At 40.2% G+C, this 26,165-nt stretch carries 29 protein-coding genes; 7 read left to right on the top strand and 22 right to left on the bottom strand.

Annotation, left to right across the window (positions count from 1 at the left end; all coding sequences use genetic code 11):
- Positions 1-245: 245 nt before the first annotated feature.
- Positions 246-1,307, bottom strand: coding sequence for an oxidoreductase (locus H5114_RS07540; protein WP_182722592.1), 1,062 nt, complete (start codon positions 1,305-1,307; stop codon positions 246-248).
- Positions 1,308-2,027: 720 nt separating this feature from the next.
- Between H5114_RS07540 and H5114_RS07535 the strand changes: the two genes are divergently transcribed.
- From H5114_RS07535 to H5114_RS07520, 4 genes are all read left to right on the top strand, one after another.
- On the top strand, positions 2,028-2,762 hold the full coding sequence (locus H5114_RS07535) for an ABC transporter substrate-binding protein (protein ID WP_124015391.1): 735 nt from the start codon (positions 2,028-2,030) through the stop codon (positions 2,760-2,762).
- A gap of 139 nt (positions 2,763-2,901) precedes the next feature.
- Positions 2,902-4,395, top strand: a complete 1,494-nt coding sequence (locus tag H5114_RS07530; protein WP_182722591.1) for a methyl-accepting chemotaxis protein — start codon at positions 2,902-2,904, stop codon at positions 4,393-4,395.
- 514 nt (positions 4,396-4,909) lie between these two features.
- Positions 4,910-5,161, top strand: a complete 252-nt coding sequence (locus H5114_RS07525) for a hypothetical protein (RefSeq protein WP_124015389.1) — start codon at positions 4,910-4,912, stop codon at positions 5,159-5,161.
- A gap of 448 nt (positions 5,162-5,609) precedes the next feature.
- Entirely contained in the window at positions 5,610-6,101 is a 492-nt protein-coding gene (locus H5114_RS07520) for a DUF1097 domain-containing protein (protein ID WP_182722590.1), read from the top strand.
- A gap of 120 nt (positions 6,102-6,221) precedes the next feature.
- Here H5114_RS07520 and H5114_RS07515 read toward each other — a convergent pair whose 3' ends face one another.
- The 4 genes from H5114_RS07515 to H5114_RS07500 all read right to left on the bottom strand — a co-directional run bounded on the left by H5114_RS07515 (position 6,222) and on the right by H5114_RS07500 (position 9,543).
- Positions 6,222-6,686, bottom strand: a complete 465-nt coding sequence (locus tag H5114_RS07515; protein ID WP_182722589.1) for a DUF2846 domain-containing protein — start codon at positions 6,684-6,686, stop codon at positions 6,222-6,224.
- A 146-nt stretch (positions 6,687-6,832) separates the two neighbouring features.
- The gene (locus H5114_RS07510) at positions 6,833-7,966 is read right to left on the bottom strand and encodes a nitroreductase family protein (RefSeq protein WP_182722588.1); all 1,134 of its coding nucleotides are present in this window, start codon (positions 7,964-7,966) and stop codon (positions 6,833-6,835) included.
- A 679-nt stretch (positions 7,967-8,645) separates the two neighbouring features.
- Positions 8,646-9,098 carry a DMT family transporter gene (locus H5114_RS07505; protein ID WP_124015385.1) on the bottom strand — a complete coding sequence of 151 codons (453 nt, stop codon included), beginning with the start codon at positions 9,096-9,098 and terminating at the stop codon, positions 8,646-8,648.
- Positions 9,099-9,108: 10 nt separating this feature from the next.
- Entirely contained in the window at positions 9,109-9,543 is a 435-nt protein-coding gene (locus tag H5114_RS07500; protein WP_124015384.1) for a DMT family transporter, read from the bottom strand.
- Between the two features lie 95 nt (positions 9,544-9,638).
- Between H5114_RS07500 and H5114_RS07495 the strand changes: the two genes are divergently transcribed.
- Positions 9,639-10,577 (top strand): LysR family transcriptional regulator, encoded by a 939-nt coding sequence (locus H5114_RS07495; protein WP_124015383.1) that lies wholly within the window; start codon positions 9,639-9,641, stop codon positions 10,575-10,577.
- Positions 10,578-11,292: 715 nt separating this feature from the next.
- Here the strand turns inward: H5114_RS07495 and H5114_RS07490 are convergent.
- The 7 genes from H5114_RS07490 to H5114_RS07460 form a co-directional block, all read right to left on the bottom strand.
- On the bottom strand, positions 11,293-11,895 hold the full coding sequence (locus tag H5114_RS07490) for a class I SAM-dependent methyltransferase (protein ID WP_124015381.1): 603 nt from the start codon (positions 11,893-11,895) through the stop codon (positions 11,293-11,295).
- Positions 11,896-12,005: 110 nt separating this feature from the next.
- Positions 12,006-12,293 (bottom strand): hypothetical protein, encoded by a 288-nt coding sequence (locus H5114_RS07485; RefSeq protein ID WP_220492490.1) that lies wholly within the window; start codon positions 12,291-12,293, stop codon positions 12,006-12,008.
- Positions 12,283-12,687 carry a DUF1801 domain-containing protein gene (locus H5114_RS07480; RefSeq protein WP_182722587.1) on the bottom strand — a complete coding sequence of 135 codons (405 nt, stop codon included), beginning with the start codon at positions 12,685-12,687 and terminating at the stop codon, positions 12,283-12,285. Before H5114_RS07480 ends, H5114_RS07485 begins: the two co-directional genes overlap by 11 nt.
- Positions 12,688-12,833: 146 nt before the next feature.
- Complete coding sequence (locus H5114_RS07475) at positions 12,834-13,340, bottom strand: GNAT family N-acetyltransferase (RefSeq protein ID WP_182722586.1); 507 nt, start codon at positions 13,338-13,340, stop codon at positions 12,834-12,836.
- Positions 13,341-13,582: 242 nt separating this feature from the next.
- Entirely contained in the window at positions 13,583-15,013 is a 1,431-nt protein-coding gene (locus tag H5114_RS07470) for an amidohydrolase family protein (protein WP_182722585.1), read from the bottom strand.
- A 250-nt stretch (positions 15,014-15,263) separates the two neighbouring features.
- The gene (locus H5114_RS07465) at positions 15,264-16,253 is read right to left on the bottom strand and encodes an alpha/beta hydrolase (protein WP_259395258.1); all 990 of its coding nucleotides are present in this window, start codon (positions 16,251-16,253) and stop codon (positions 15,264-15,266) included.
- Between the two features lie 346 nt (positions 16,254-16,599).
- Entirely contained in the window at positions 16,600-17,832 is a 1,233-nt protein-coding gene (locus H5114_RS07460; protein ID WP_182722584.1) for a hypothetical protein, read from the bottom strand.
- A gap of 191 nt (positions 17,833-18,023) precedes the next feature.
- Between H5114_RS07460 and H5114_RS07455 the strand changes: the two genes are divergently transcribed.
- Together H5114_RS07455 and H5114_RS07450 are read left to right on the top strand one after the other, a co-directional pair.
- Positions 18,024-18,419 carry a cupin domain-containing protein gene (locus H5114_RS07455; protein ID WP_182722583.1) on the top strand — a complete coding sequence of 132 codons (396 nt, stop codon included), beginning with the start codon at positions 18,024-18,026 and terminating at the stop codon, positions 18,417-18,419.
- A gap of 36 nt (positions 18,420-18,455) precedes the next feature.
- Positions 18,456-19,265 (top strand): AraC family transcriptional regulator, encoded by an 810-nt coding sequence (locus tag H5114_RS07450; RefSeq protein WP_124015374.1) that lies wholly within the window; start codon positions 18,456-18,458, stop codon positions 19,263-19,265.
- Positions 19,266-19,681: 416 nt separating this feature from the next.
- On the opposite strand, the gene H5114_RS07445 is transcribed toward H5114_RS07450, so the two are convergent.
- From H5114_RS07445 to H5114_RS07400, 10 genes are all read right to left on the bottom strand, one after another.
- Positions 19,682-19,978: a hypothetical protein gene (locus tag H5114_RS07445; protein WP_124015373.1), complete on the bottom strand. Its 297-nt coding sequence runs from the start codon at positions 19,976-19,978 to the stop codon at positions 19,682-19,684.
- A 130-nt stretch (positions 19,979-20,108) separates the two neighbouring features.
- Positions 20,109-20,474, bottom strand: coding sequence for a cupin domain-containing protein (locus H5114_RS07440; protein WP_182722582.1), 366 nt, complete (start codon positions 20,472-20,474; stop codon positions 20,109-20,111).
- 89 nt (positions 20,475-20,563) lie between these two features.
- A complete protein-coding gene (locus tag H5114_RS07435) occupies positions 20,564-20,956 on the bottom strand; it encodes a hypothetical protein (protein ID WP_182722581.1) in 393 nt (130 codons plus the stop codon).
- Between the two features lie 20 nt (positions 20,957-20,976).
- Positions 20,977-21,597 carry a hypothetical protein gene (locus tag H5114_RS07430; RefSeq protein ID WP_182698635.1) on the bottom strand — a complete coding sequence of 207 codons (621 nt, stop codon included), beginning with the start codon at positions 21,595-21,597 and terminating at the stop codon, positions 20,977-20,979.
- A 125-nt stretch (positions 21,598-21,722) separates the two neighbouring features.
- Positions 21,723-22,016, bottom strand: coding sequence for a hypothetical protein (locus H5114_RS07425; protein ID WP_182722580.1), 294 nt, complete (start codon positions 22,014-22,016; stop codon positions 21,723-21,725).
- Between the two features lie 127 nt (positions 22,017-22,143).
- Complete coding sequence (locus tag H5114_RS07420) at positions 22,144-22,497, bottom strand: hypothetical protein (protein WP_182722579.1); 354 nt, start codon at positions 22,495-22,497, stop codon at positions 22,144-22,146.
- 34 nt (positions 22,498-22,531) lie between these two features.
- Positions 22,532-23,356 (bottom strand): DUF2971 domain-containing protein, encoded by an 825-nt coding sequence (locus tag H5114_RS07415; protein WP_182722578.1) that lies wholly within the window; start codon positions 23,354-23,356, stop codon positions 22,532-22,534.
- 77 nt (positions 23,357-23,433) lie between these two features.
- Complete coding sequence (locus H5114_RS07410; RefSeq protein ID WP_220492489.1) at positions 23,434-24,360, bottom strand: hypothetical protein; 927 nt, start codon at positions 24,358-24,360, stop codon at positions 23,434-23,436.
- Positions 24,361-24,477: 117 nt separating this feature from the next.
- On the bottom strand, positions 24,478-24,834 hold the full coding sequence (locus tag H5114_RS07405; RefSeq protein WP_182722576.1) for a DUF6966 domain-containing protein: 357 nt from the start codon (positions 24,832-24,834) through the stop codon (positions 24,478-24,480).
- Between the two features lie 328 nt (positions 24,835-25,162).
- A complete protein-coding gene (locus tag H5114_RS07400; RefSeq protein WP_182722575.1) occupies positions 25,163-26,119 on the bottom strand; it encodes an IS1595 family transposase in 957 nt (318 codons plus the stop codon).
- Positions 26,120-26,165 lie beyond the last annotated feature (46 nt).

Raw genomic sequence — 26,165 nt, 5'->3', positions numbered from 1 at the left:
GATGAGAAAAAGCTGACGGCTGACAAAAAAAACTTGTCACCATAACAGTGATTATCGTTGCTATGGTGGCTTAATGCTGTGGTATCTGCAGCAATGTAAAATGCAGTACAGCAATCAACAATGACCAAAGATCACCTTTTCTAATGTGGATGATAATTGACACTGTGATGGCCAAATCGATGTTAACCTCGGTTTGAGGTAGAGCAAGCTATTACGCTCATCATAGACATAGTGAATCCAAAAGATTAACGATTAACTTTAGGCATGAGCATTGTTTTACCGCTCATACTGCTTAATTCCGCTAACTCAAGTATCCGTAACACCTCGACGACATCATTTGGTTCAACAGGATTAGGACCACCTAAAGTGATAGCTTGTGCTATTTCGGCATAATATTGCTGATAACAACCATTGACTGTTTCGACTGTGGTTTCCCTAATTTGGCCACTAGTATCGCCCGAAATTTCACCGTAAAAACGGCCATAGTTGGCGGCCTTTTCCACACCATACAATGGATCATTTGCAGTAATACCGGTTTTTAATTGCTCTTCCTGAGGATCTAAACCGTATTTAACATATGTTCCCTGCGTACCCTCAATACGAAAACGCATATTTGGAGCTGCTGAAAATGAACTCGCGTGCAGCACGACTTCAAGATTTTCGTAATGGAGTATCACATGAAAGTAATCCGTCGTTTGCGATCCTTCTCTTAACGGTAAGCATCTTGCTGTAAGAGCTTCTGGCAAACCAAAAAGACAGATAGCTTGATCAACGATATGAGCACCAAGATCAAACCAAATACCAGCGCCCTCGCCTGGTTGTTCTCGCCATCTTGGTCTAACAGTGGGGCGAAAACGATCAAAATGAGATTCAAAGAATCGTACACTACCAAATCGATTCTGTTGCAAAAGGCTTTTAGCAGTTAAAAAATCGCCGTCCCAACGCCGATTATGAAAAACAGACAATAATAAACCGCGATCCTTAGCAAGCTGAATTAACTCTATCGCTTGTAAACTTGTGGTCACCATAGGTTTTTCAATAACAACATTAATGCCTTTTTCTAAACATAATTTTGCCAATGAAAAATGGACATTATTGGGCGCGGTAATAATGATTAAATCTAGGTCGGCACCCGCGATTAACGCTGGTGCATTATCATAAAGTGAAATAGCAGAATATTTCATCCTAAGTAATTCTGTTTGAGAACTACTGATTGCAACTAATTCAAAAGATGCTGAAGATTCAATCAATGGAATGTGAAATGTTTTCGCAGAATATCCGTAGCCTATTACACCAACTTTTATCATTTTATCGTTAACCTATTTTTTAACCGCATGAGTCTAAATATCGCGCCAACTAACGAAAATGAAACGGTTCTATTGTCGTTTGTTAGATTGTCACTGAATGCAACTTATAACATCCCATGACTTAAATCGATACTCAAAACTCTCATCCATACTAGGGAGCTGTTGCAATGTTAACATCAGGTTGTCGTTGATCAGCATCCGATAACGCATAACAAAGAAGTCATCCCCTTGAGCTAAAACTTGTGCCGCAGTGCTACATTTGTAAATAAAAAGAAATCGTTTATATCAGCCCCATTCCCACAAAGACTTAAAGCCCATATCACGCTGAACCACATCACATTAACGACTTAATTAACTCAAAATCAAAAGTCGATAAACATCAATTAATGAGGTTTATGGTTTAAATTCGATTGCTTGCTCTTGTTTTAAAATTTAAGTCTATACTAAAGGAGTCATTGTCTCGGTCAGACGTTGTATGCCATAAAGTGTCATAACATATGAATAATCACAGGCATACAAGTTAGGTAAATCGACTTATTTAAATGCTCATGGATGATATTGGAAACATGATAACAACAAGACTATTGTTAAATAATTAGTTTATTTAACAATAAAAAAATTGAGGTTTTACCTTAGGTAAGCAAGATAAACGCTTGATACCTCTCAAGGTACTAACGTGTTATTGACTCTGATTTACATCTTTCATTTCTAGGAGATTTTATGAAGTTTAACTATGCCATATTAGGATTATTATTCGCTATCGGTGGCAGTACAGCAAACGCTGAAACCGTGCACCTTACCTCATTAGATTGGGCGCCGTATTCAGGAAAAACCTTAGAAAATCAAGGTGCCAGTGTGGTTGTTGCCCAAGCTGCATTTACAGCCATGGGCCATGAGCTTGTGGTCGATTTTTTTCCTTGGAGCCGTGCGGTGAAATTAGCCTCCGAGTCAGGCTCTCAATATGTGGGGTATTTTCCAGAATACCTATATGAATCAAGCGAATTTACTTTTTCTGCTCCCATGGGACAAGGTCCACTAGGTTTAGTTGAAAAGAAATCGTCACCGATCAGCTGGGCTAAGGTAAGCGATCTTTCCAAGTATAAACTGGGCGTAGTTCAAGATTACGTCAATACAGAAGAACTTGATGCACTTATCGCCAGTAAAGAGATCAAACCTCAAGTGGTCACATCAGATGAAATTAACGTACAAAAAGTCCTCGGTGGCCGCATCGATGCAGCTGTAATTGACGCTAACGTTCTCAATTACATGCTCACCCATAGCAGCAAACTCGCTAAGGATAAAGATCAGGTTCAGATGAACGCTAAGCTATTGATGAATAAAGACCTTTACATTGCATTTCGCAATGATGCTGAGGGTAAGAAATGGCAAGATATCTATGACCAAGGGTTAAGTAAAATTGATATTAATGCACTCATGACAGAGCATTTAAAGTAACAGTGAAACAGTACTGCACATTAAGTGTCGATGTGATCCGACTTTATTCGGACGCTGTTATCGATACCTATAATTTTAAAGTATCGTAATAAACTAGATTACGATGCGTTATTGAACTCAAGTTAAAATGAGTAATTTTATGACGCTATTCAAATCAATTTCTTTTAAGTTAATCATGGCAGCCTTAGTCGCAGTCACCTTTTTAGTGGTGATCTTTGGGGTGTATGACTATTTTGCTCAAAGTGAAAAATTACGACACAAACAAGATGTGCAACTAGATTTAGTCGCCTCAAGATTACAGTTAAGCCTTCCTAGCGCAGTTTGGAATTACGACGAGTCTCAAATGACTCGGATACTTGATTCAGAACAGCAGTCCGATGATGTTGCTTTTTTAACTTATCATAACGATAAAGGTGATCAGATAGCCCAATCCAAGGGGGAAATGAGTGCTAATTTTAGAACCATAAAATTGCAATATGTGGAAGATGAGACCGCTACTGAGATAGGTTCAGTCAAGTTATACATCGACGATACCAGTATTAAAGACGAGCTCGCAGAACTCGCCTTTAAAATAATTTTAAAAGGCCTATTGCTGGATATTTTTCTCGTCACCGCACTGTCTATTCTTTTTAGTAAGTTGATCACTCGGCCACTCACCCATGTCGCTAATGCCTTAGAAGATATCGCCAGTGGCGAAGGCAATTTAACCCGCAGGCTCAATGTCAGTCGTGAAGATGAAATTGGCAAGGTATCCAGTTCATTTAATCTATTTGTAGATAAAATTCAAATACTCGTGCAGTCAATTCAAGTCTCGGTTGATGATGTATTTCGAGCCGCGAGAAATGTACACACAGGTGCAGAAAGCAGTCGTGGTCATGTACACGATCAGCAATTAGAAACAGATCAAGTCGCAGCAGCAATCACACAAATGTCGGCCTCAGCCAAAGAAATCGCTACCAGCGTGCAACTATCAGCCGACTCTGCACTTCAAGCCAACATGGATGCTAAACAAGTATCTGACATTATTAATCATTCTATCGACTCTATTAATGATTTATCTAACCAATTGACGGAAGCCGCCGCTGTGGTCAACTCGCTAGATAAGGACGTAACAGACATAGTATCTATCTTAGATGTTATCCGCAGTATTGCAGAACAAACAAACTTACTGGCATTAAACGCCGCGATTGAAGCCGCGAGAGCTGGGGAACAAGGCCGTGGCTTTGCGGTTGTGGCCGATGAAGTACGCGCCCTTGCTAGCCGTACCCAACAAAGTACAGCTGAAATTCAAACTGGTATCAACAAGCTGCAATCCGGTGCTAAGTCAGCCGTTAAAGTCATGCTTGATAGTCAGAGTAAAAGTGAGGCTTCAGTTGTTAATGCCCAAAGTTCGGGAACAGCCATTAATAGAATCTTAACGTCCACAGAACAAATTACCGATATGGCGACGCATATCGCAACAGCAGTAGAGCAACAAAGTACCGTGGCAGAAGACTTAACCCACAATATCAATCGTATTGTCTCATCTGGTCAGGACAACCTTACGCTGCTCAGTGAAATGAATCAAAACTCTGAAGATTTAGAGTCGACATCACGGGACTTAAAACAACTCACTAACCAGTTTAAGGCATAATATTAAACCTTATCAATCAGCGATAATTATTGAGTCGATGCTGAGTGATAATGATGGTGTAATTAAGAGCATTTGGTGTTGACGCAGCCAACTCAATTGAGACATCAATTGAGACATCAATTGAGACATCAATTGAGTTGGCTGCGTCATTTTTGCTTAATAAGCATTTGAGTTAACAAGAATTAACAACGATGTTTATCAAAAAATCAGCTGCGAACCTTAATATATTGTTGCTTCTACTTTATGGTTTACCCGTGAATTTTAGTTCCTACTTCACAACGAATATACGAGGTAAACTTCGGTACTCCCTTTATATAATCACTTTCAAACCAATCGCTATTGAAACCACAGCGTTATTCATTTTCAATCATAGATCTATTTACATTACGACCACCAAAAGCGTTACCCCATATGCGATTTAAGCGGTTTTACCATATTTCATGGAGTCAACTTTAGCCTAATCCTACGGTTTTCATTACAATGGGCTGAATACCGACTTTGAAGTAACCTAAAGATGGCAAAACCGAATAAAAAAGGCCCTTCACGTACCGTTGATATCTTCTGCGCTAAATGTAAAACCCAACTGTTTAAATATCGTAAGGGAGGTAAAGGTGCCTTAGTCAAATGCTTCAAAGAACGAATCGTTGAAGATAGCACTAAAGTTCCCTGCACTTGCCCAGAGTGCGGCCAGATATTTGCCCGTGATACCTTAATAAGAGGCGCGCCAGCATTTAAAATGATAGGCGGTAAAGTCACGTTCAAATAGTCTAATCGCATTCTCATCAATATCATAAGCATCAACTGCACTGATCCAGACTGCTCCATAATGCATTAGGATCTTAGTATCAGTTTTAATCATCCTTCATGCCAAAGGCTTATCTCTAAAGCTAAGCACAACCCCAATGTGTACAATTAACACCTGTTGAACCTTAGATATTTGCAGCATTTGCCCCAACAATGAGTACAAGCATCTTATTTATATCACTTTACTGATCGCTCAACCCAATCTTAATCATATAATGAGACTGCAATGAATCAGCTTTTCTAGCTACAAAATAAGTCATCCACTTACCTAGCCAATAATGTTTGGTTTTATTAGCCTTTGCGATTATTTGCGAACTGGATCGAGTTTTATAAGACAAAACTGCAACAACCTCATTTATTGTGCTAAATTTAGAATTCAGAGTTCTAAGTTTATCTTTTAAGAGGCGGCTATGGCCCATCGTTGGCAAATTGCAATTTCTGCGGGTTTATTAGCGGCTATTTGGGCTGGTGTTGCTGATGTGTTTCATCTGGTAACCTGGGTCGGGTTTCTCGGTTGCAGTACTTTCTTCGCTCAAACTGAATCGGGCGCTAAAGGCATGATAATGGCGATGATGACCAATCTTTCCGGCGTATTCTGGGGATGGTTAATTATTGCGGGTAGCGGTGTTTTAGGATCGCCCATAATAAGCTATGCATTAACGGGAATTGTTACTGCGCTTATGTGCTTACAAGCCAGTAATAAAAACTTTGCTTTTATTCCCGGCACATTTATTGGCTGTTGTATTACGTTTGCCCTAAATGCAGACATCGCAGCCATTATTCCACCGCTCGTTATAGGCGCTGTACTCGGTTACAGCATGAGCTTACTCACGAGCTTATTGATAACGTTAACGGATAAAACAGCTGAATCGTTGAAAGACAAAACCATAGAAGAAATCTAAATACAAAGCAGATTAATTATAAAATAGCTCGCCTATTGACTCATATGTGCCAATTACAATGGCCAATATGATCAATGATTAGCGAGCACAGCCCTGTCGTAAAAGCGACGCTATGCCTTGTTAGTTTGTCTTAGTCTCAAGTAACTCTTGTAATGCCGTTTCTTGATTAATAAGCCCAAGCGAGTAATTACCAGAAATACTTGATACGCCGCCCACATAAGCTGCATTGGCAAGCTCAGCAGTTAAGCGAACAAAATACGTTTTATTGGCTTGAGCATCAAAAGATATTTGCAATCCACCGCCACGCCAATTGGACATAATCCCTCCTTCTTTAACTGCAATTATCACCCTACCAGGATTAAGATCCAAAACATGGTAGCCTCCGTTGCTGATATTGAAACTGTCGATACCATTTAGCTGTATTGTCGGAGCTGCTGCGCCATCCAACATGGCCCAAGGACGATAGAAATATACTTTAGCTTTATTTGCCTCGGGCGCTTGTGTTTGAGTAAATTTAGCGCCGGTGGCACTACAAGCGGTCAGCGATGCAATCATAACTAGCGAACAAATAAATTTCTTCAACATCGACTACCCTCCTTCTCACCTCAAATTAACGCTCGCATCTGCGACACAGTGTGGCAGGATCCGGCTACCTGCATTTGTTAGCAATATTCACTATTTAAATTCTATAGGTATACTTACAAAGCTTAATAAAATTGGTTTAGTTCATATCAATCTACGATCCAGCTTATGTCATAGTGTGGAAATTCAGGAACAGCTTCAGACGCTCTCTCTTTAGATGAAAGCACTGCAAAATGGCCACGTCTATTCAGAGCCGCACAACCGGTTTCCCAATTCGCACACCAGATGCCAAGAGCAACAGCGGCGTAATACCGTGAACTGATAGAAGTGCAGAAATCAAAGCGAATGAGTTTTTCTTCACCATTAATTTGCTCTGTTACGGCAGCAGAGCGGGTGGTCTGTCCATTGTAGGAAGACGGTGACCACTGACAAACCTCATAGCAACGTCCATAATCACAATAGGGATTGGATTTAGTATCCAGCGGCGTCTCGAATGACGGATCGGCAAAAAACAGTTCCGATAACGGTAAACGTTTATGCATTAACTTATTAAACAAACGAATAAATAATGGCTTATACATAGAATCATAGCCGATTGCACACACACAAATAACATGATCTTTTGTTGGGTCGATCTTATTACCGAGGTGCTGCAGAATGCTTTTATTATCAGCGCCAGGTCCTATCCAACAAGTTGCAATCCCCATACGTGTTGCTTGAATAACAATTTTTTGCAAACTACGACCGACATCTATTATTGATAAGCGATCATATTCGCGTGGGGCAATGGCAACTAAAAATTCGTGTGCACCAACCACTGGCCAAACCGTTAATGCGGCTTTGATATATTCAAACCGAATGGTTTTTTGCCCAAGTAATTGACTTGGTTGACTATGAAACTGAACCGTCTTGAGTAATTCAGCATGATGTTCCGCCGTTAAATTGCGAGACTGAAATGAACGGCATGATTTGCGAGATCGCATCAGATCAAATATATCAAGATGGTGTTTATTGGCAGGTACCTTTTCGGTAGGATGGAGTCCATATTTAACCATAACAATGGTGCCAAGCAGCGCGATACTCAACAATGTCGCCAGACCAAGCGGCAGCCAAAACAACAAAGCTTGCCAATGCCCAATAATCCAGCCAATCCCAGCAATCAGTAGCAATACCAATATCCATATTGCATGGATAATATATTGTAACCAACCACTAAATTGAAGCCTTAACTTTAGCTTCCATATCGCACTATCTTCAAAGGACCATTGTTTTTCTAATGGCATATAGCTCTCCCATACACTTAAAAATGCGCTTGAACACATGTAGACATTAACTTAAGGAGCCACTATCGCTCTGTGTGACCGACTAACGCCTAACACATTGCTCTGCCACACAAAATAATTGGCAATTTTTGCCAATACGCTGGAGTACAAAAGGTAGCAACGGTTTTGTGTGAGTAGCAGTAACGTCTTATATGCCTAATTCTTGATAGAGGCTGTATTTTTAAAACCAACCGTCTTTCGAAGATATCTGTCCATTTAAACCACATTTTCACCGCGGGACAACATTTTTAATTCCTCACTTTGGTGCATTTCGAATAACAAATCATGAACGCCTGAGTCAACCACATCGGTTACCCCTTGTTTCATTAGATATTTTTCTATGGGTTCAGATAATTTTTCATTTGAACTTTTTATAACGGCTCAATAACAATGACCAATTTCTATGTCCAAGTCCAAGTCCAAGTATCGATTTAACGTCACTAACTGATGGACAGATCAATTTGCTGAATATATCTAATTTATTCATAAGTGATTGGCTCTCTTTTACTTATAACGCCGCCAAAGCGCAAAGCGTTAATAGTCCGACTTGAGTCGCTTGTATCACCAAACGACTCTCAACGTCACTTAAACACGCTTTAACACCCGATCAAATAACAATAAACAGCAATGTCATCCAGCTTTATTCGACGTTGGCTTGGTTACTGGCATGGATATAGTACAGCGCGATAGCTAAGCAGATAACCGCCGCTATTCGACTTGGCGAAAACACTATCGCGTCATTGCCGAACCAGCCGAAATTATCGATTAACATGCTCATTAACAGTTGCCCAAAAATAACGGCTACGGTTGCTACCGCAGTACCAATTTTTTGCACCGCAAACACCATGATAACTATGTATGGTACGCCGCACATCGCGCCCAGCAACTGCCATTTAGGTACCTCTAGCAAAGTTAACGAATGCGCAGGTTCAAAATAAAAAATAAGCAGACCTGTCACCAAGGCGCCTAACGAAAAGGTTAAAAAGGCACAACGAAATACGCCGACTTTACTGCCAAGTTGTCCATTAATTGCCGCTTGAATACTCAATGTTGCGCCACCGATGACCGCCAACATAATCATAATAAATGTCATTACTCCCCCCTTAACCCTGTGCCATTAAAATAAGTGCTGCTACGATAAATCCCAGTGCGATAAGCCGTTTTCGATCAATTGGCCGCGGTTGACTGGCAAATAAGCCAAAGTGATCAATAATCAGACTCTTCGACACTTGGCCGGTTAAAATCCCTATCATAGTCATGGCGATACCGATTGCTGGCGCAGTAATGGTTAAAATCACAACGTATATTGGCCCTAATATTCCGCCAAGCAGTGTCCAAGAAGGCTGGGCAAAAAATGACGGACTATTTCTTGGGCTGAAAAAAAGCATCAAAATAAAGGTTAACGCCGCACCTACCCCAAATATACTAAAGGTTGCCCATAGCTCACCCACTTCAGCACCTAACGGACCTAATAACCCTGCTTCAACGGATAATCCCATCCCGCCGAGCACCACAAGTAAAATCAACATCAACTGCATAACTGAACCCCTAATCATAAAGGGCGCATCATAACCTAGTGCTTTAACGCGAAAAATGGGATAATCCAACAAACACCTTTGCAGGAATTGCACAGATGAACGATGCAAGCTCAATCAATATCAGAGCGTTAAAGTTTTTTATCGAAGTTTATGAAAGTAAGAGTTTCTCTATTGTTGCACGCCGTGAAGGTGTCTCGCCGTCTATGATATCAAGAGTGATTCAGCAGCTTGAAGAGTCACTAGGACAGCAGCTGTTTTACCGCAATACCCGCGCAATTATCCCAACTGAAGCTGGCAGGATTTTTAACGATTACGCCCGTTCGATGACTGAGCAATTAAATGAAGTTCGCAATGAGCTACAAGATAGGGCGACCGAGCCAAAAGGTTTAATAAGAATTAATGCACCCGTTTTCTTCGGCCAGAAACACATAGCCCCTTGGTTGGCAGGCTTTTTAACTCAATATCCAAAGGTGCAAGTTGAGCTCATTCAAACCGACGATTTCATCAACCCGCATATTGACGCCGCAGATGTCATCTTTCGAATCGGCTCACTTGCTGACTCAACACTTCATGCCCGAGTACTTGGAGTACAGCGCTACCATTTGGTCGCCTCTCCGGCATATTTAATCAAGCACGGCACTCCCGAAAAACCTAGCGATCTCACTCGCCATCACTGCCTAGTGTATAGCGGTTATTCTGGGCAAAATCGCTGGTTATTCAGAAGCAATGCAACCACTTGGCTTCACCAAGCCGTAACGCCGACACTGGTATCGAACAATGCCGAGTCATTACTTATCTCAGCGTTAAATGATAGCGGGCTGGTATTATTCCCTAATTGGTTAATAGGCAACCATTTAAACAATGGCACACTGGTGTCACTGCTCAACGACTATCAACCGACAATTAAAACTGGACCACAGAATATTACCGCTATTTATCCTAATGCGCGTCGCCCACCGTTAAACGTTAGGGTACTGATTGATTACTTTATTGATGTTTATGGCACACCAGCCTATTGGGAATATCAAACTTAAAGTTATTTTGATCAATTACTTCAAGCATGAGGCTAGACAGTTATTTGCTTGCTGTGAACATGTCAGTTCGCCATAGAATATTCAAGAATATTGGAAACAGTGAAACCATACTTGAGGAAGGTATAAGCACGTTTTTTCTTGTAGGTATATTTCACAGCTGGGATGTTTGAAGATGATCTTAAAAGTTTGCTTTTATGTTTATCAATCGCCTCCTCAGGATATGTGCAAGCACTTGATTAAATGTTTATTCGAGTGGGCTTTAATGATGATCCTGATTAACGGTTAACTTATTTTGGAAAACATGTCAGGATTTGAAACAATTAGAATATGTAACCTGAACTAGTTATAACTGCATCCATAACCGGGCTATTGCAAGCTAATTCAACGCAGTTAACAAGGAAAAAGACTATTTAAGAGACGTTTACGATACCGAGTTCAGGTTATGTAATATTCTTATTAGCAGTGCACTTACTTTTTACCTTTGCTACACCCCATTACACCGATAACTTAACTTAACACTATAATATCTAGATAAAAATCGATTTTAAGTGTAGTGAAAACTGTACCGATGGCAGTTAGCATTAAACTCAATGAAAAATAGTGACTCTTTGATTTTTAAAATATGTTAAATCAAACACTGATAAGTTATAGGGTTTAAAAGCACACACTATAAAGCCTGCCAACGCCTTAAGAAGAACAATACTTTTGCAATTTGTTAGATTTTTTGTGCGATAACGGCATACCTATGCCAAGACTGATGCTCTCCATCTGGACCAACACCCAAACTTTTGTGTTCAGTATAAGACTCTATTCTATAGCCTCGAAACAAATTGATAATTTCACTTTCTGATACTACGAGCACATCCGGCCAATAGGCCTCCTTGTTATAATTAGGGCCAGCCATTGTATCTTCGCATCCGACAAACGAACCAACGAATATCCCACCAGGCAGTAATGAGCGAGTAATCTTGTGCCATACTTCATCGAACTTATTTTCAGGACAAAAACACAGACTTGAGTCAGCCACTATGAGTGAAGCTGAAGGGTATGTGAAAGCATCAAACGTACTTTGTGATAACCAAACGTTTTTGTCACTACCAAACCGCCTTTTACAGCGTTCAATAGCTTCTGATTCTATATCAAAAGCATGCACTTGAAACTGCTTAGATCGAAGGAACGCAATATCGCTTCCTGAACCACAGCCACAATCAATCGCTATCTTACGGTCACCAACTAATTCTATCGCTCGCTTAAGATCATCTCTAGTTTGCCGATTTTCTGTTGCTTTGAAGTACGTAGATATTTCTTTGGAAGGCATTCAATGGCTCCGAGTGTAATATAACGCCCAATAATGGGCAGCTAATCGTTTGTTAACATGCTGTACGAAGTGAACCAAGCAAACTGCAACAGCCCCACTTGAATTGCCTATTAGCGTGTATTTATCAGAATATTCAGTAACTCTTCAACATAGAAGTAATCTTTTTGCTGCTGAGTTAGCTTAATGAATGTTTTTGCCTTTGGCGCATACAAATGAACATCTACAGTGTCAGCACTATAATAGCCTCTAGAGTTCGTAATTTTACCTTTGTATTTGATGGAATAAACCATAAAGGTTCCAGCCTCTAGCGTTTCTTCTTTACAAGATAACACCTCAGCATCTTGGATAATTGCACCTTCAGTGCAATCGTCACCTTTCCAATGTCCCTCAAGCGCCAAGCAAAGGTCGATGTTTCAAACTATGGTACTTCAATGCCATTTGGAGACAATGGCCTAGAGGCCCTTCTTTGATAGCAGCATCTAGAGGAACCACAATCGCACGTTTACCCTCATATGCGAATTCATCTCGATATATCTCCCTGAAGGTTTCAATCAATCGAGTCTGGCAATGGAAATATACCTTTATAGAATCAGGATCTTTTGGCTTCCAGTCCATTCGAATCGTCGTGCCGCCTTTTACAAGATAGCTGGCCTCGCCCCACTTAAGCGTTTCTTCAACAGCACCCAAGTCGTTTTCTTCCGCAATGGCAAGAATCAGATGACGAATGGCGTTAAGCAGTCTTTGCGCTTCAGCGGGGTAAGTCGCAAATTTTGCCTGTATTTCTGCTTTCACGGGGCCTCCAATTGCAACACACGTAACGCTGCGTTAAGCGGTGAGCAACGCGACGACCTAAACTAAACCATAGCACCTTAAACACCAAACTTAACTTGAGCTGAAACCACCAAGCATGCGGAATCAGTCTTGAACACTTTGTTAAATTACAATAACTTGAAGAAGTAGACCGTTGCTTCCAACTCCCCTGTAGAGCTACGAGCAAATTGAGGGATTTGACCAGCCTCGGTGTAACCAATTGAACGATATAACGAAGAAGCTACGTCGCCTAACCGAGTATCTAACACAAGTAGTGACAAGCCCATTTCAGATGCAGCACTTTCCATTAGCGACATCAGCTTTTTACTCACGCCTTTACCTCTAGCCCTCGTATCAACCATGAGTTTTTCAACTTCTCCTCTATGTGCACCATTAGCTTTAGCACAAAGAGATAATTGAACGGCGCCAATGACATTATCATTGTCATAGGCTAAAAACAGCTTTCGAGTACCCGACTCAAGTTCTGTTTCAACAGACTCCCAATATGATTTCACTTCTTGGTCATTGATTGGTGTTAAGAAACCGACAGAGGCACCACTCACGATACAATCAGCAAGTAACGAATGTAATTGCTCAACTAAACCCGATATCGAACTGACTTGTTTTATTTCCACAAAACTATCCTTGTATTTAACGCCCTAATAATGAGCACAAAATTGATGACTAAAATAAGCGAAGTACGATCAATAGTCAGCTGTTTTTAGTCCTTTGAAATGACTTAATATGTGCTCGTTTCGATCGCTGTCAACGATTCGCATAATCATCCTTGAGCATATAACGCTAACGTAATTGGTGCGAGTTTACCAGCGTCCTAATTGACGCACCTGTTAAATTAAAATAATCACTGCCAATATTGCTAGGGCATTGCTCGTGAGATAATGTCTTCAAGCAACCTCCCCATACTTATGTATAGATTTGATGGTTTCTCTGCGGAGATTCTTAATGCCGATAATTCACTGCTGTTGATCCATTGCCCGGCCTTAATAACCGCAATGGGTGCAGCGAGTGCTTGCAAATCATCTAAAGGGTTCTCTTTTAGCACAACCAAATCAGCTACCTTGCCAATCTCTATTGAGCCGTATTTATCGTCAACTCCCAATGCGGTTGCCGCATTGATAGTCGCAGCCCGTAAGACCTTTATTGGCGATATTCCCGCTTTCACCATCAGTTCAATTTCAAGGTGGGTTGATAACCCTGGTGGCATATATAAGGTTCCGCCATCAGAGCCTAACAACAATGTCACCTCTTGTTTATCCAGCTCCCTAACGATGTCAAAAAGAAACTGCTCCTCTTTGCTATTCCAGTCCGCTTGTTCCTGTGATGCTCCTAGCCATCTTTTAACGCCAAACTCAGTATTAATTATGCGATAAAGAGGATTTAAGGTGTTCAACGGCAGGCTATCGACGAACGCGGCTTTGTCTTGGCTTAATTTGGTCAAGTGATGGAATGTCGCCAACGTCGGAGTAACAGTCGGATTAATCGCCTTTAATTGGCTCACCCAAATAGCCATGCTGTTTTGATCAAATGAAAAATTAAGCGGGCCTTGAAAAATATCTTCTACATGCTCCAGAGATTGCAAGCCACTGTTAGATTGCAATCCAAGCCCATCTATCGGGTTAGGGCCATGCTTGGCTATGGGGAAATCCAACCGGCTGGCTTCATCCGTGATGGCTTCAAAAACCTCCTTATCTAAGTAGCCATAGGCTTTGATAAAATCATATCCATCATCTTTATATTTTCTAACCAGTTCACGTGCTTTTGCTGGTGATATCACAACCTGCTGAAGAGCATGGGCATATCTTTCACCGTCTAAAACGGGGGATGACGTATACAAATTGCTGCCAAGCCAATCACCTCTGTTTAACTCACTTTTCCATCTAAGGTGCATGGGTAACCCTCTCATATTCCTCACAGAGGTAACGCCATATGCGAGGTACAAGGCTAGGTATTTTCTGTCATGCAGATGAACGTGCATATCAAACAGGCCGGGCACGACGTATTCGCCGTGCAAATCGATCACCCGAGCATCTCGACTTTGGCTAGAGGTTCTTTCTCCAATAGAGACGATCCGGCCTTTGGAAAGGTAAATTCGTTGATTTCTTATTGTTTTACCGGTTAATACATCAATGTAATTTGCATTGTCGAGCACAATATCTTCCGTATTATCAACGGCGTGCAAATCGTTAGGCATTTCATAAATTGATATTGGGATGGCGAGTAATATCAGAGCGAGTACACATAACAGCGATAGGATTGTATATTTCAGCAAGTTAATGAAAATCTTCATATTAATAAGCCAATTTGTAAACTTGGATTTAACGCCCGCAGAAAACGGGCGAGTTTTTGATGACGATGGTTAGCTGACCTTAGCATCTCACTGTAATACAACATCTTTCAATTGTGTTATTTCAATTTTTTATCTTTATATGAGCTCAAAGCTTGATTGAAATAAGAGTTTGTCTTGGGTTGGTTTGCTGACTTTTCATCCAACAAATCAATTCTTAGCTACTAAGAGTCAGATGATGCAAAAATTGCCACTACTTAATCGCATTTCTTAACCATGGACCAATAAAGTTGGCAGCATTCAACATAATTGAAAAATGATTTTCTTTATCCACTATTTCTATTTCCTTGCGAGCGTCTTTACCACTGTATTTCTCTGCGAACATAGTGACTTTTAATGGATCAAACGCCTCATCTTGCCTTCCTATCCATAAGCCAAATTGGTGTATATCAGATAATTGAGAGTCAGGTGAATGAGGGGTCACAGCGTTCGACATATTAACAGTGTTAAACGGGACAATTTCAGGGTTATCTCTTAACACAGAATCTGGAAAATTGAATTTTACTGCTTTTGAATGACCGAAAAATAAACCACCGCTCATCGTATTGATGACAAAGTCAGAGGTTGTTACTGTAGAAAACTCGAAGCGTTTACTCTCACCAGCATCGTAATTAGTTTCTGAACGATAACCAAAATATGGCGCTAGAAATACATAGCCATCGATCTCAGCTCTTTGATCCCAACTAGAATAATTTAGCGCTAAACCAGCACCACTTGAGTGACCACCAACAAATAGAGGAAGATTTGGGTATTTATCACGAGCAACGTTAACCATTGTATTAATGTCTAACCACACTTGTTCAACCTGTGGAGTATCACCTCTATTTCCGCCAGATCCTCCATGACCTCGTATGTCTGGCATATATACAGCGATATTAAAATTATCACGTAAACCCGTACCAATGTGATTGTAGCTAAGGCCGCTATGAGCACCTGCGCCATGATAAAAGATTAACATTGCTTGGGGCTGTTTTGGCAGATAAGCACGATAGGCCAAGGAAACATCATCACTTGCCTGTACATAATTAATAGGCTGTAATGATTTTTTAGGGGCATTTTTAATCTCAGCAAGTGAGAAAAAGTCATTAGTACTTTGCTCATCAGAGCTAGCGTGTACATTATTTGCAAGAAAAGTAAATAACAGTGTTATCAAAGCCTTCATCGCTATGGGGTTAAAGTTCATTAATTAATAGTTCCTTAAATAAAACCTTTTCAAAGTGAGAATTTTCTATTCGCTCAACCATAAAGTGCATAGCCGATTTGCACAACTAACGTTGCGATATAACGTCGCTGTAATTTGCGACTTAACACGCTGAGTAAAGCCGTCAATTATTTTGAGCTAATGTATGCTCACAAAAATGACGACCTCATCGACTAAAAAACCGTATGAATAAACAATCTGGGCTTCAAATATAACCACCTGCATGATTATCGCCAGACTAATGAAAATGGTTACTCTTCGATACAGCGACCGGACCGGTTCTCCTGATAATGAGTTCCGGTCTGATTAATCGTGGCAATTTTTCGTCCTAAAAGCGATCCTGCAAAACCAAGGTGCCGCACATATCAACACCGCTAGACGTCCAACAGATTTCGACATGCTCTGCTTCGCTACTGAGTAAGCCCCTAATTTCATCAAAGTTAATTTCATTGATTTTATTGCCGTTGATGTTGGTAACCACATCGCCTAGGGCAATCTTGAGTGCCTTTAGGCCAGCGGTCTCCCCTAAACCCTTTACTAATCCGCCATTTCTATGCGGCTCTAGTTGCAAACCACTTCGGTCAATAAAGGTTTGAGGGTTAAACTGTATATTCTTTTTCAGAGCTAAGTAGCCATTTTCATAATTGAAAACCACATCAAAATTTCGCAGCAGACCACTACCAATTAAGCCAATACCATTGTCGTCTTCGAAGTCAGGTAGATCATGCACTGCGATATTTTCAAAGCTTGTGCCTGCTATTTGAAAATAATTAATCCGGCTAGTTTTTACCGTATGTTCGCCATTAAAATTCTTGGTATTACTTTCAAAGTAGGACGATGGAAAATTAAAGTCGGTCGCAAGTAACGAATTAATGTAGAGATAATCGGGAGCGCCAGTATCTACAACTAAATCATAATGGGCTGGCTGCCCTTGCTGGTTGGGTATTGCACCAGAAATGTAAGGGATTCGGCCATGAATAGCCATGGGTAACTTTACCCACTCAGTTGATGTTAAAGCGGTCGAACTATCTTTAATAAAGGTAACCGTTTTGTCTGCATAATTGATACGAGTCATGTATCGATTGAGAATATCAAACCCAATAGCACCATCAAAGTAAGCTTCATCATAAGAGCCAAATAAAGGAGATTGATCGATGGGGACCTGAATAATTGTCATTTCCGATAACGTTATCTGACCGATAGCAATCTCCGCATCGTTGACTACATTAACTTTCCGACCTTGCAGATCTATTTGCATCTCAAATGACAGTGGCTGATCTTTGGTTTTTTCAGTTTCAAACAACACCGTCGCTGCGGCCCCTGAGTCGAGCGCAAAGCGCAAATCTTGCTGGCCGTTTAAGGCTATATTTATGATAACGTGACCGTCATGCCATTCAAATGGTACGGTGAAACTGCTATCTGCCCCATGCCAGTCTTGCTTGGCAAATTGATTACCGCTTTGCAAGTTAATCAGCCCAGTGACACCGCAACCGGCGAGTAAAATGATTACCAAGTGTAAGAAGGATAGCTTTGCAATGCGCTTTGAAGCTTTAAATTTCATTTTGACGACTCTCTAATAAATACATATCAACTGTGATATCAAATATTACGAGAAGCCATGGGCATTTTATAGAACGATATTGCGGCGATTGAGGCTATAAATACGCCGGTAAAATCGCAATATCGTTCTATAAGTTCCAGGTTTATCAACTATGCTTGGCCTACACTAAACCAATACAAATTGAAGTCGTTATGAATCGAAAATTAAATATCTCAGATTGCTTCGATATGTTTTCAGACACCTATACCCCAAAAGTACTTTTAGATATTAACGATTCTAGGATTATGCTGGTCAAAATTATAGGCGATAAGATACCTTGGCACTGCCACGCTAACGAAGACGAGTTACTTTGGGTAATGAAAGGAAATATCGTCGTGCACACTCGAACCGAGTCAGTGCATCTCTGCTCTGGAGAATTGTACATGGTAGCGAAAGGGATAGAGCACAAAGTGACTACAAATGAATTGGCCCAAGTGTTGTTGATTGAATCAAAGTCATTTAAGCATACTGGTGAGACTGAAAGCGATATAACTAAAGACGCTTTTGAATATTTGCTAGAAAATAATATCGCCACCTCCTCATCATGATATATTCAATCATCGGAACTAAAGTACGTTAACACTATGACGACCCCAAAATTGAGCACATGGTTCAACACTGCTGTAGGCGACAAACCTCGTATTGAGGTGAATTTGGTTGGCTTTACTTTTGCTCCGCATCGACATGATACTTATACTCTGGCATTAACCACCACTGGCGTACAGTGCTTTAATTACCGAGGAAGCCTGCGCTATTCTTTACCCGGTGAAGTCGTTGTTTTACATCCTGATGAATTACATGACGGGTTAGCGGGAACAGATGCTCCTTTCGGTTATCGAGCCATTAACATTGATCCTGTCGACGTACAAAATATTTTGCAAGGGCATCATTTGCCATTTTTACCTAATGGCGTGACAGGCAAACCCTGTTTAGTCGATATTGCACAGAGATTCTTGACTGAGTTCCAACGGCCTCTAGAGCCGTTAGAATACCAAGACCTTATCTATGATTTTGCCATGGCCTTACAAAAAGAAACCACAATACATCACAAGCATACGACAGCCAATTATCAGGCTATTCAGATGGCCAGGGAATATATCGATGACTCGCTAGATAATGACATAACATTGGATCAGTTAGCCACGATTACAGGCTACAGTAAATGGCAAATCACTCGAGATTTCAGATCATTGTTTGGCACTAGCCCTTATCGATACTTAACCTTAAGACGTCTTGAAAAAGCCAAGTCACTTATGTCGCAAGGAATACCCATTGCGCAAGTTGCGCAAGAGTGTTTTTTTTCAGATCAAAGTCACTTTACTCGCCAATTCAAGAAAAGCTTTGGTACAACGCCAAATATGTGGAATAAGTTGAACGAAAGTCCCCAGCGATAAGCGCAGTTAACATAGCATTTTTGTAAGTAACGCCAATATCTGCTTTATTTTTGCGCCACCAAGTCCAAAATCAGAACTTTCACTGTGGCATGCTAAACGCTATACATTTTCAAACAAATGATAAACGTTCACGGACCGAAATTGGGGCGTGAGTATGAGATCTCAATTGTTTAAAGTGCGGCAGTACACAAGGCTGGATCAACGACTTTGCTATAGCCAATGCCTATCAAGGATGTATCGCCTATTTTTAGCAAAGTGACCATATTGCATGCTTTGATTTCTAAGATCACGACGATTTGACAGCTAACTGACAGACGAAGTAGATGAATTTGTTGATTGGTTTTAATTTGACTGTAAAAGCAGTCAAATAAGCTAGGCTCACCGATTGACTGACGCCAGGCTCATATGTGTTAGCATTACTCTTTAATACGCCAACCTTTTGATTTTATACATGAAGCGTTTGCGCTAAAAAAAGATAAAAGTTGAACACTCGCAAAAGCTATTTCAGGCTCTTCTGAGTTTTCAGTTAATGTTGTACTCCTAATGCCTTGCCTAGCTTCTAAGGCACATTCACTAGCTTCTTTTCGAAACAGTTCGTTGTCAGCTGACATCTCACCGTATTCGTTATGAACGACAATTGGTGGAGTCGTTGAGCAAGAGCAAATCATAGACAGTATAAAAGCTAAAGATAGTATTCTTGTTTTTATAATCATAACTTTTCATCAAATCCTTGTAATGACAATGCCTATTTAAAGGACTAATAATTGTTTGCTAAAATGTACAGCAAAGCGGTATCGAGCAAAACGTTACGAGTCATACTTTAAATTCTTGTTAGCTGTAACTTTACACCCATACATCATTTTCGGCTGTTAGTTCACTACCTGAATCACCAGTGTTAACAACACCTTTAGGTTCAACAATCATTATTTTACATTCACTGTTAGCAACAGGTTTATGTTCTACACCTTTAGGGATTACAAACATTTCTCCGGAGTTTATAGTTACTAGACCATCACGGAACTCTATATTAAGGATACCTTCCAAAACGATGAATACTTCATCAGTATCAGGGTGATCATGCCAAATAAATTCGCCTTCAACTTTCACTAATTTGAATTGGTAATCATTCATTTCTGCAACAATACGAGGAGACCAGTGTTCAGTAAATTTCGAGAACTTATCTTTAAAATTTATAGCATCAAACTTCATTTTTACTCCATACATTCATTTACTGATAACGCTCAAAGCAGCTGCGCGGTACGCGTCGGCTGGCTTTGCTTGTTATGCGTATTTTGACTTTACTCATATTTCGACATCACCAACTTATACTTCGCCAGAGCCGTCTCTCGAATAGATTCTGGTAAATCATCAAGTATTTCTGGTAAATCTTTTAAGCCCTGCCGCAGCCCGGAACTAACTTGAGATTTTGTGACCTGTTTCGATAGCAAATAGTTATCCATCTGTTTAAAAGACACATCCCAAGCTCTCAACAAATCCCGTATAAGATCGTGTTCAACTGTTTTAAGTTCAGAGGCTAGTTCATCGTAGCACTGCCTGTGAACATCAAATTGTGTTCGCTTCATTAATTTGAGCCTGATACCTGCGAATACGCGTAACGCCTTGCTAAGCGGCGAAAAATTGTTGGCTATAATTAGCGAAGAACGAGCAAAAGCCAACTGTTTTTTGTCCATTTAAGCAACTTGTTAGCTTTTTATAAACCACCCGTAATATACCGTTCAAAACCATCACAGTTTTGGTAATAACTAGGTTTTTCCCAGTTATTTCTGTCATTTACTTCTTTTTCAAGGCGCTTCATATCTATTACCTCTGCACTTGGATACTGCTGATAGATATGGAAATACTCTCTTGTGACAGAGCGCTCTTTGTTAGGGCCAAAAAAACAAAAACTTAAACCACCCTTATCTGCACCTTTTGGATAACCATGCCCGTCAATAATAAGTTTATCAAAGAAAATAGCTCCACCATTAATAGGTATATTATTAACTTTTGTTACACCATTAATACTAAGTGAAAGTAGCTTTTCTTTTTCTAACCATACCTTTATGGTGGCATTATCTAATTGGCAAATACTTGTATCTATTACTCCTGGATATATTACACCTTTATCTTCTAGTTCTTTCCTAGCAGCGTTAGGCAAATCCTTTGTAGTCTCGTCATATAATTGTTCAGGATGATTAACATACTCAAATTTAAAAGTTACGAAATCTAGCGATTTATAGCAGTTTTGAAATATGAAAGGTACCCCATAATCTGCGAATGCAAATTTAGGTATAAAAGTAATTATACAAAGTATTAGGAATGAAAATTTCATCAATAAACTCCTTTTTATGTTGATGGTATCGGCTGAAAAGCTAACGCTTTACATATGGGGATTTTAGGAGCGCCTTTTCAGCGAGTGAAATTCCCACCATGATGTTTTTGTTATGTTTTTGATTACTATGATATACCGATCATCCAAGGCATGGCGGCACCAAAAGTGACAGATAAAACTCCAAGAATAAATTTTATGTGATTCATTGAACTACATTTTGAGTACATAAATATACCTGTAAAAAAAACAAACACTGACCACATGACAGACCCCATAAAATAAATAGCAAGAGCACCTTGATTTACTGAGGTTGTATAATCTGGCCCAGCGATAAAATTTAAAAGGAATGTAATAATTAATCCTAGAACAGGAAAGAAACCTAGCATAAAGATTCTTTTATTAGACAACCATTTATTCATGCACGAATCCTTTCGATAAAAAACATAATGCCCCTCTAATAAGTGAACCAAGTGCTGGCGGGCGATTTGCTCTGCAAATGGCATGAAAGCATTGGAAAATCTTAATTCAGAGGCTTGTTAACTTACGTCACGCCATATCAATCACTGGTTTAGCGACAGTGACACCGATAATTAGTAACATCAAAAAAGGGACTGTATGGCACAATATCATCGGATACTTGCCAACAGAATCCTTCGTTGGGATGAAAAAATATGGGTCAACTTTAAGTAAACACTTATAGAAAGGCATCAATATGGGCTTAAACCAAGTATGAAAATAATACCCACTTACAGTCACTATCTGTACTTCAATAAGTAATAAGAATATATCAAGCCCAACAGCGTCAACAAACAAAGCTAAAGACACTAACCCTGGGTTAAGTAGCAATACACAGACAACCGATATTGTCGCTATCTCCCACATCCACTTTTTGATGCTCATAAATCCTCCATGATTAAGTAAGTTAACGCCGCATTCAGCGGCTTGTCCGCTGCAATGCTTTGTTAGCTGCTGTTTCTAGTTCGAAACTATCCAGCTCCCAAGAGCTATTACTGATTTTGCACCCATACACATTTACTTGGGGTTGATAGTTGCGAATACTTTTTATTAAATCTAAAGCCTTATCAGCATCTAGAAACTCAGAACGCACTCCAATATATACTTCTTTTATTGCACCTTTCGGTAAATCCAGCAGGTATAAAGGTCGACCACCGACATCAATAGTGGTGAATGTACCACTTCTAATAGAGCGATTGGTTTCGATACCCTTTAGACACTTTGCCACTCGCACTTCTTCCTCATATGCCCAACATGCAGGCTTGTAGAGAAACATGCGCTGTAAACGCTCAAGCTGTCCCTTCGGAAAATGAAATGTGCCACCAACTTCAATAGGCTCCGTTGGTTTACTTAGAAATGGAGAATCTGGCTTTATGTTGGTGTAGATGACACTGCCATATTGAATAGGAACAAAGTTGGTCTCTTCACATGTAAACTCACTAATTGAAGAGTCAATTCCAACGACTATTCCTTTGTGTTCGTTTCCGTAATGTGCCCACATGAGAGGATTGAGCGGCTGTCTTGTCAAGGAAAGTACACCTGTATTTTCCTTCCAAATACTCTTCTTTGCCCAGTTTCGAATGCCGTTCAACATAACTTCTATTGGGTTGCTTCCTTCGGTTGAAGGGTATGAGGCCTCTACTTCAAAAGGATCATTAAAATGGCAGGGCTGCGTAAAGCCAACCGATCCATTTTGAAGAATCTTCATACCTGCATCATGCGACACATACTTGTATAGAATCATGGTAATCCTCCTAGCAGCTAACGCCCACCATAAAACGCGCGAGCTTGCGACCAACGGGAGCGAATTTAATGGCATTGTTATATGTCTATATCCACTTTCATGCGAGCTCCTAGATACTGATCTGCCCCGACAGAGTAACTGAATTCGAATTCGGCGATCCCTTTCTTTTCGTTCGGCCAGTACAATTCAAGCTCAATCGTACTTTGAGAGGCTGCACCAACTTTAACGGTTTCATAGTTAGACGATTTCCAAGGTTTAGGATCATCATCTTTAAATGGCCAATTTGGTCTAACGCTAACTTTAAGCTCCGCAGCTGCCCGATTAATGATTGTGAATGTCACTTTGACTCGAGAGCCACTTCGGGTTATCGAAGTTTGATGGAAGGGAAACTCGCCCACACTATATAATTTTGCAAATGCAGAACTTGAGTAACGCTCCAAGTCCGACCAACTGTTGTTAAGCGCTGAATAGAGCTCAGCCAACTCTTTTTTTTCCTTACTTTCCTTCCATGTCTGAAAACCTTCGATCCCCGCTATTGGAGTAGCGAGTAAGGCCAGACCAAAAATAACTGCAAGCAATGCATTTCCCGCATTTGGAGGTACCTCATCCAGCTTCTCAAGAACGCGCCCCTTCGTCGTTGCGGATGAAACACCGGATATCCGAGAGTTGGTAAATGTTCCTCCTTCAACCAACAGGAGCACAGAATAATCATCTCCAGGTGGAACTCGGGGCACGCCTATTGCTGAATCCTCAATTTTGGATGTGCTGTCCGTTGAAGCTACGATTTCATATTTTAACTCGGGGTCTAAGGTAATTCTGACATCTGTTTCAGCAGTTCTTCCCTTGTTGAAAACGCGAAGCTCCACGAGCTTGCCATTCGTCGAAAGTAGGTAATTTGAAAACAAACGCGGAACTACTAGATATAGTTGCCTTGCTCTGAATGCGTAGATTAGAAGAGTCCCGAGCAGGGTAACTACTAGTCCTACTAACACGTTTTCGATCACTCTATGCCTCCATTAGACATATAACGCCCTAATAATGGGCAAAAAATTGTTGGCTAAAATGTTGAGGAACGAAAACAGCCAACTGTTTTTTGTCCTTATCTATTAGCTTGTTATGAGCTAAAACTCAAGAGCACGTTTAATAATATTACGCTTTAATTTACACTCTAAATACAAATTATTGCTTAGCGTAAATCCGCGCTTTGTGACGACTTCTGAAGCCCCCGTAAAATATAATGAATCATTGAAGCTACCCATACCACCGTATGCACCAATAGAGTGTGCAATACTTTTTTGAGGCTTACCTTTATAAAGTAGCTCTAACGATTTTCGAAAATAGTTAGCCCAATGATCTTCATTGTAAGTTCGGAGTAATTCTAAAATCTCCTCTAATATATTTTGATAATCGGAATAATCAGTTTTCATCAAAACTCTAATGGCACATAACAGCGTATTAGCGAGAATTCCGATAAACATCCTGAAAAGCTCACCAAAACTCAACATCCATACTACTTTAATTATTAATGATTTTAGTAACTTATCAGCTTAAACAACCCAAATCAATCACCTTTTAGTCTAGGGAAAAACGAGAATTTAGATAACCGAGAATGATATGGCTCGTCATATGGATCCGATTTTTTAACAAAATAAGCTAATTCAATTGGATAGCATTGTCCTTTAGGTAAAACCGAGAATTTTTGCGATTACATAACGAGAACAAAACTGACATTTTTACAAGAATGAATTATAACTGTATATATATAAGGGCTATCCACTTAGCACAACCAACCACTATATATTGTGGTTATCGATTTTTAATTGATTGGTACGTTATCGGCTTAGAACGCACTGCTTGTTCAAGCAACCTGTAGAATAATAATCCCCGAGAATCTGACTTTCTTCTATTGAAGCGAAATGTAAACTCATCTAAATAATAATCAAGTTGCTTAGTCTTTACCGCGCCTTGATATGTACCTAAAAGCCATCTTTTACATAATGATGAGACTCGATGTACCCCAGCCATTGTTTCATGTGCAGGTACAGATGAACCTAAATGCACTATTCGGTTATGCTTATATCCTTTCTTATCTATTTGTTTGTATGCTTGAGAGCCATCACTACAAATTGTACTACCAGGTTCAATTACATCTTGAATGAATTGATGGATATGTTCTTTGGTTGCACTTTCCACTTGCCTTAAACGTACCCGGCCAAATCCAGAGGGTGATAGCAGCTCAACAGCTACCAAAACGACAGCCTTACGCTTACCCTGTTGATTTTTAATAGATGATTGGGGAACGACACCACCTATTAGTGTTTCGTCAACCTCTACAATGCCGGACAGTTTATCCCTTTCAGGATCAACCATGGCATGTCTTAACTTGTGCATTAATGACCAAGCGGTTTGATAACTCCCAAGACCTAATAACCTTTGAACTCCAAGAGCGCTGACACCATTTTTTTGATTTGTAATAAACCAGACGGCAGCAAACCAACTTTTCATGGGGGTTCTTGTTTTGTCAAAAAGTGTACTTGATGTTACTGAACACTGAGAACGGCAAGCATGACATTTTAACTTGCCATTACTTAACTGATAAGGTGATTGATGGCTTGAACAGCTTGGGCATATGAATCCGTTTGGCCAACGAAGTTTGTAAAGGTAGCTAATGCAGGATTGTTCATCATGAAACCAATCAACAAATTCGCCCCAACTTGTAGGGTAATCTACACCAGCTTTTAATAAATACGATGAAGTTTTCATCACTACATATTGACACTGGTGGCGCTAAATGGATAGCCCTTATATA

It is taken from the genome of Shewanella sp. SR43-8, from assembly GCF_014163775.1.
Lineage (GTDB): Bacteria > Pseudomonadota > Gammaproteobacteria > Enterobacterales > Shewanellaceae > Shewanella > Shewanella vesiculosa.
The sequence above is the reverse complement of the archived record's forward strand: the minus strand, read 5'-3'. Positions and strand labels throughout refer to the sequence as shown.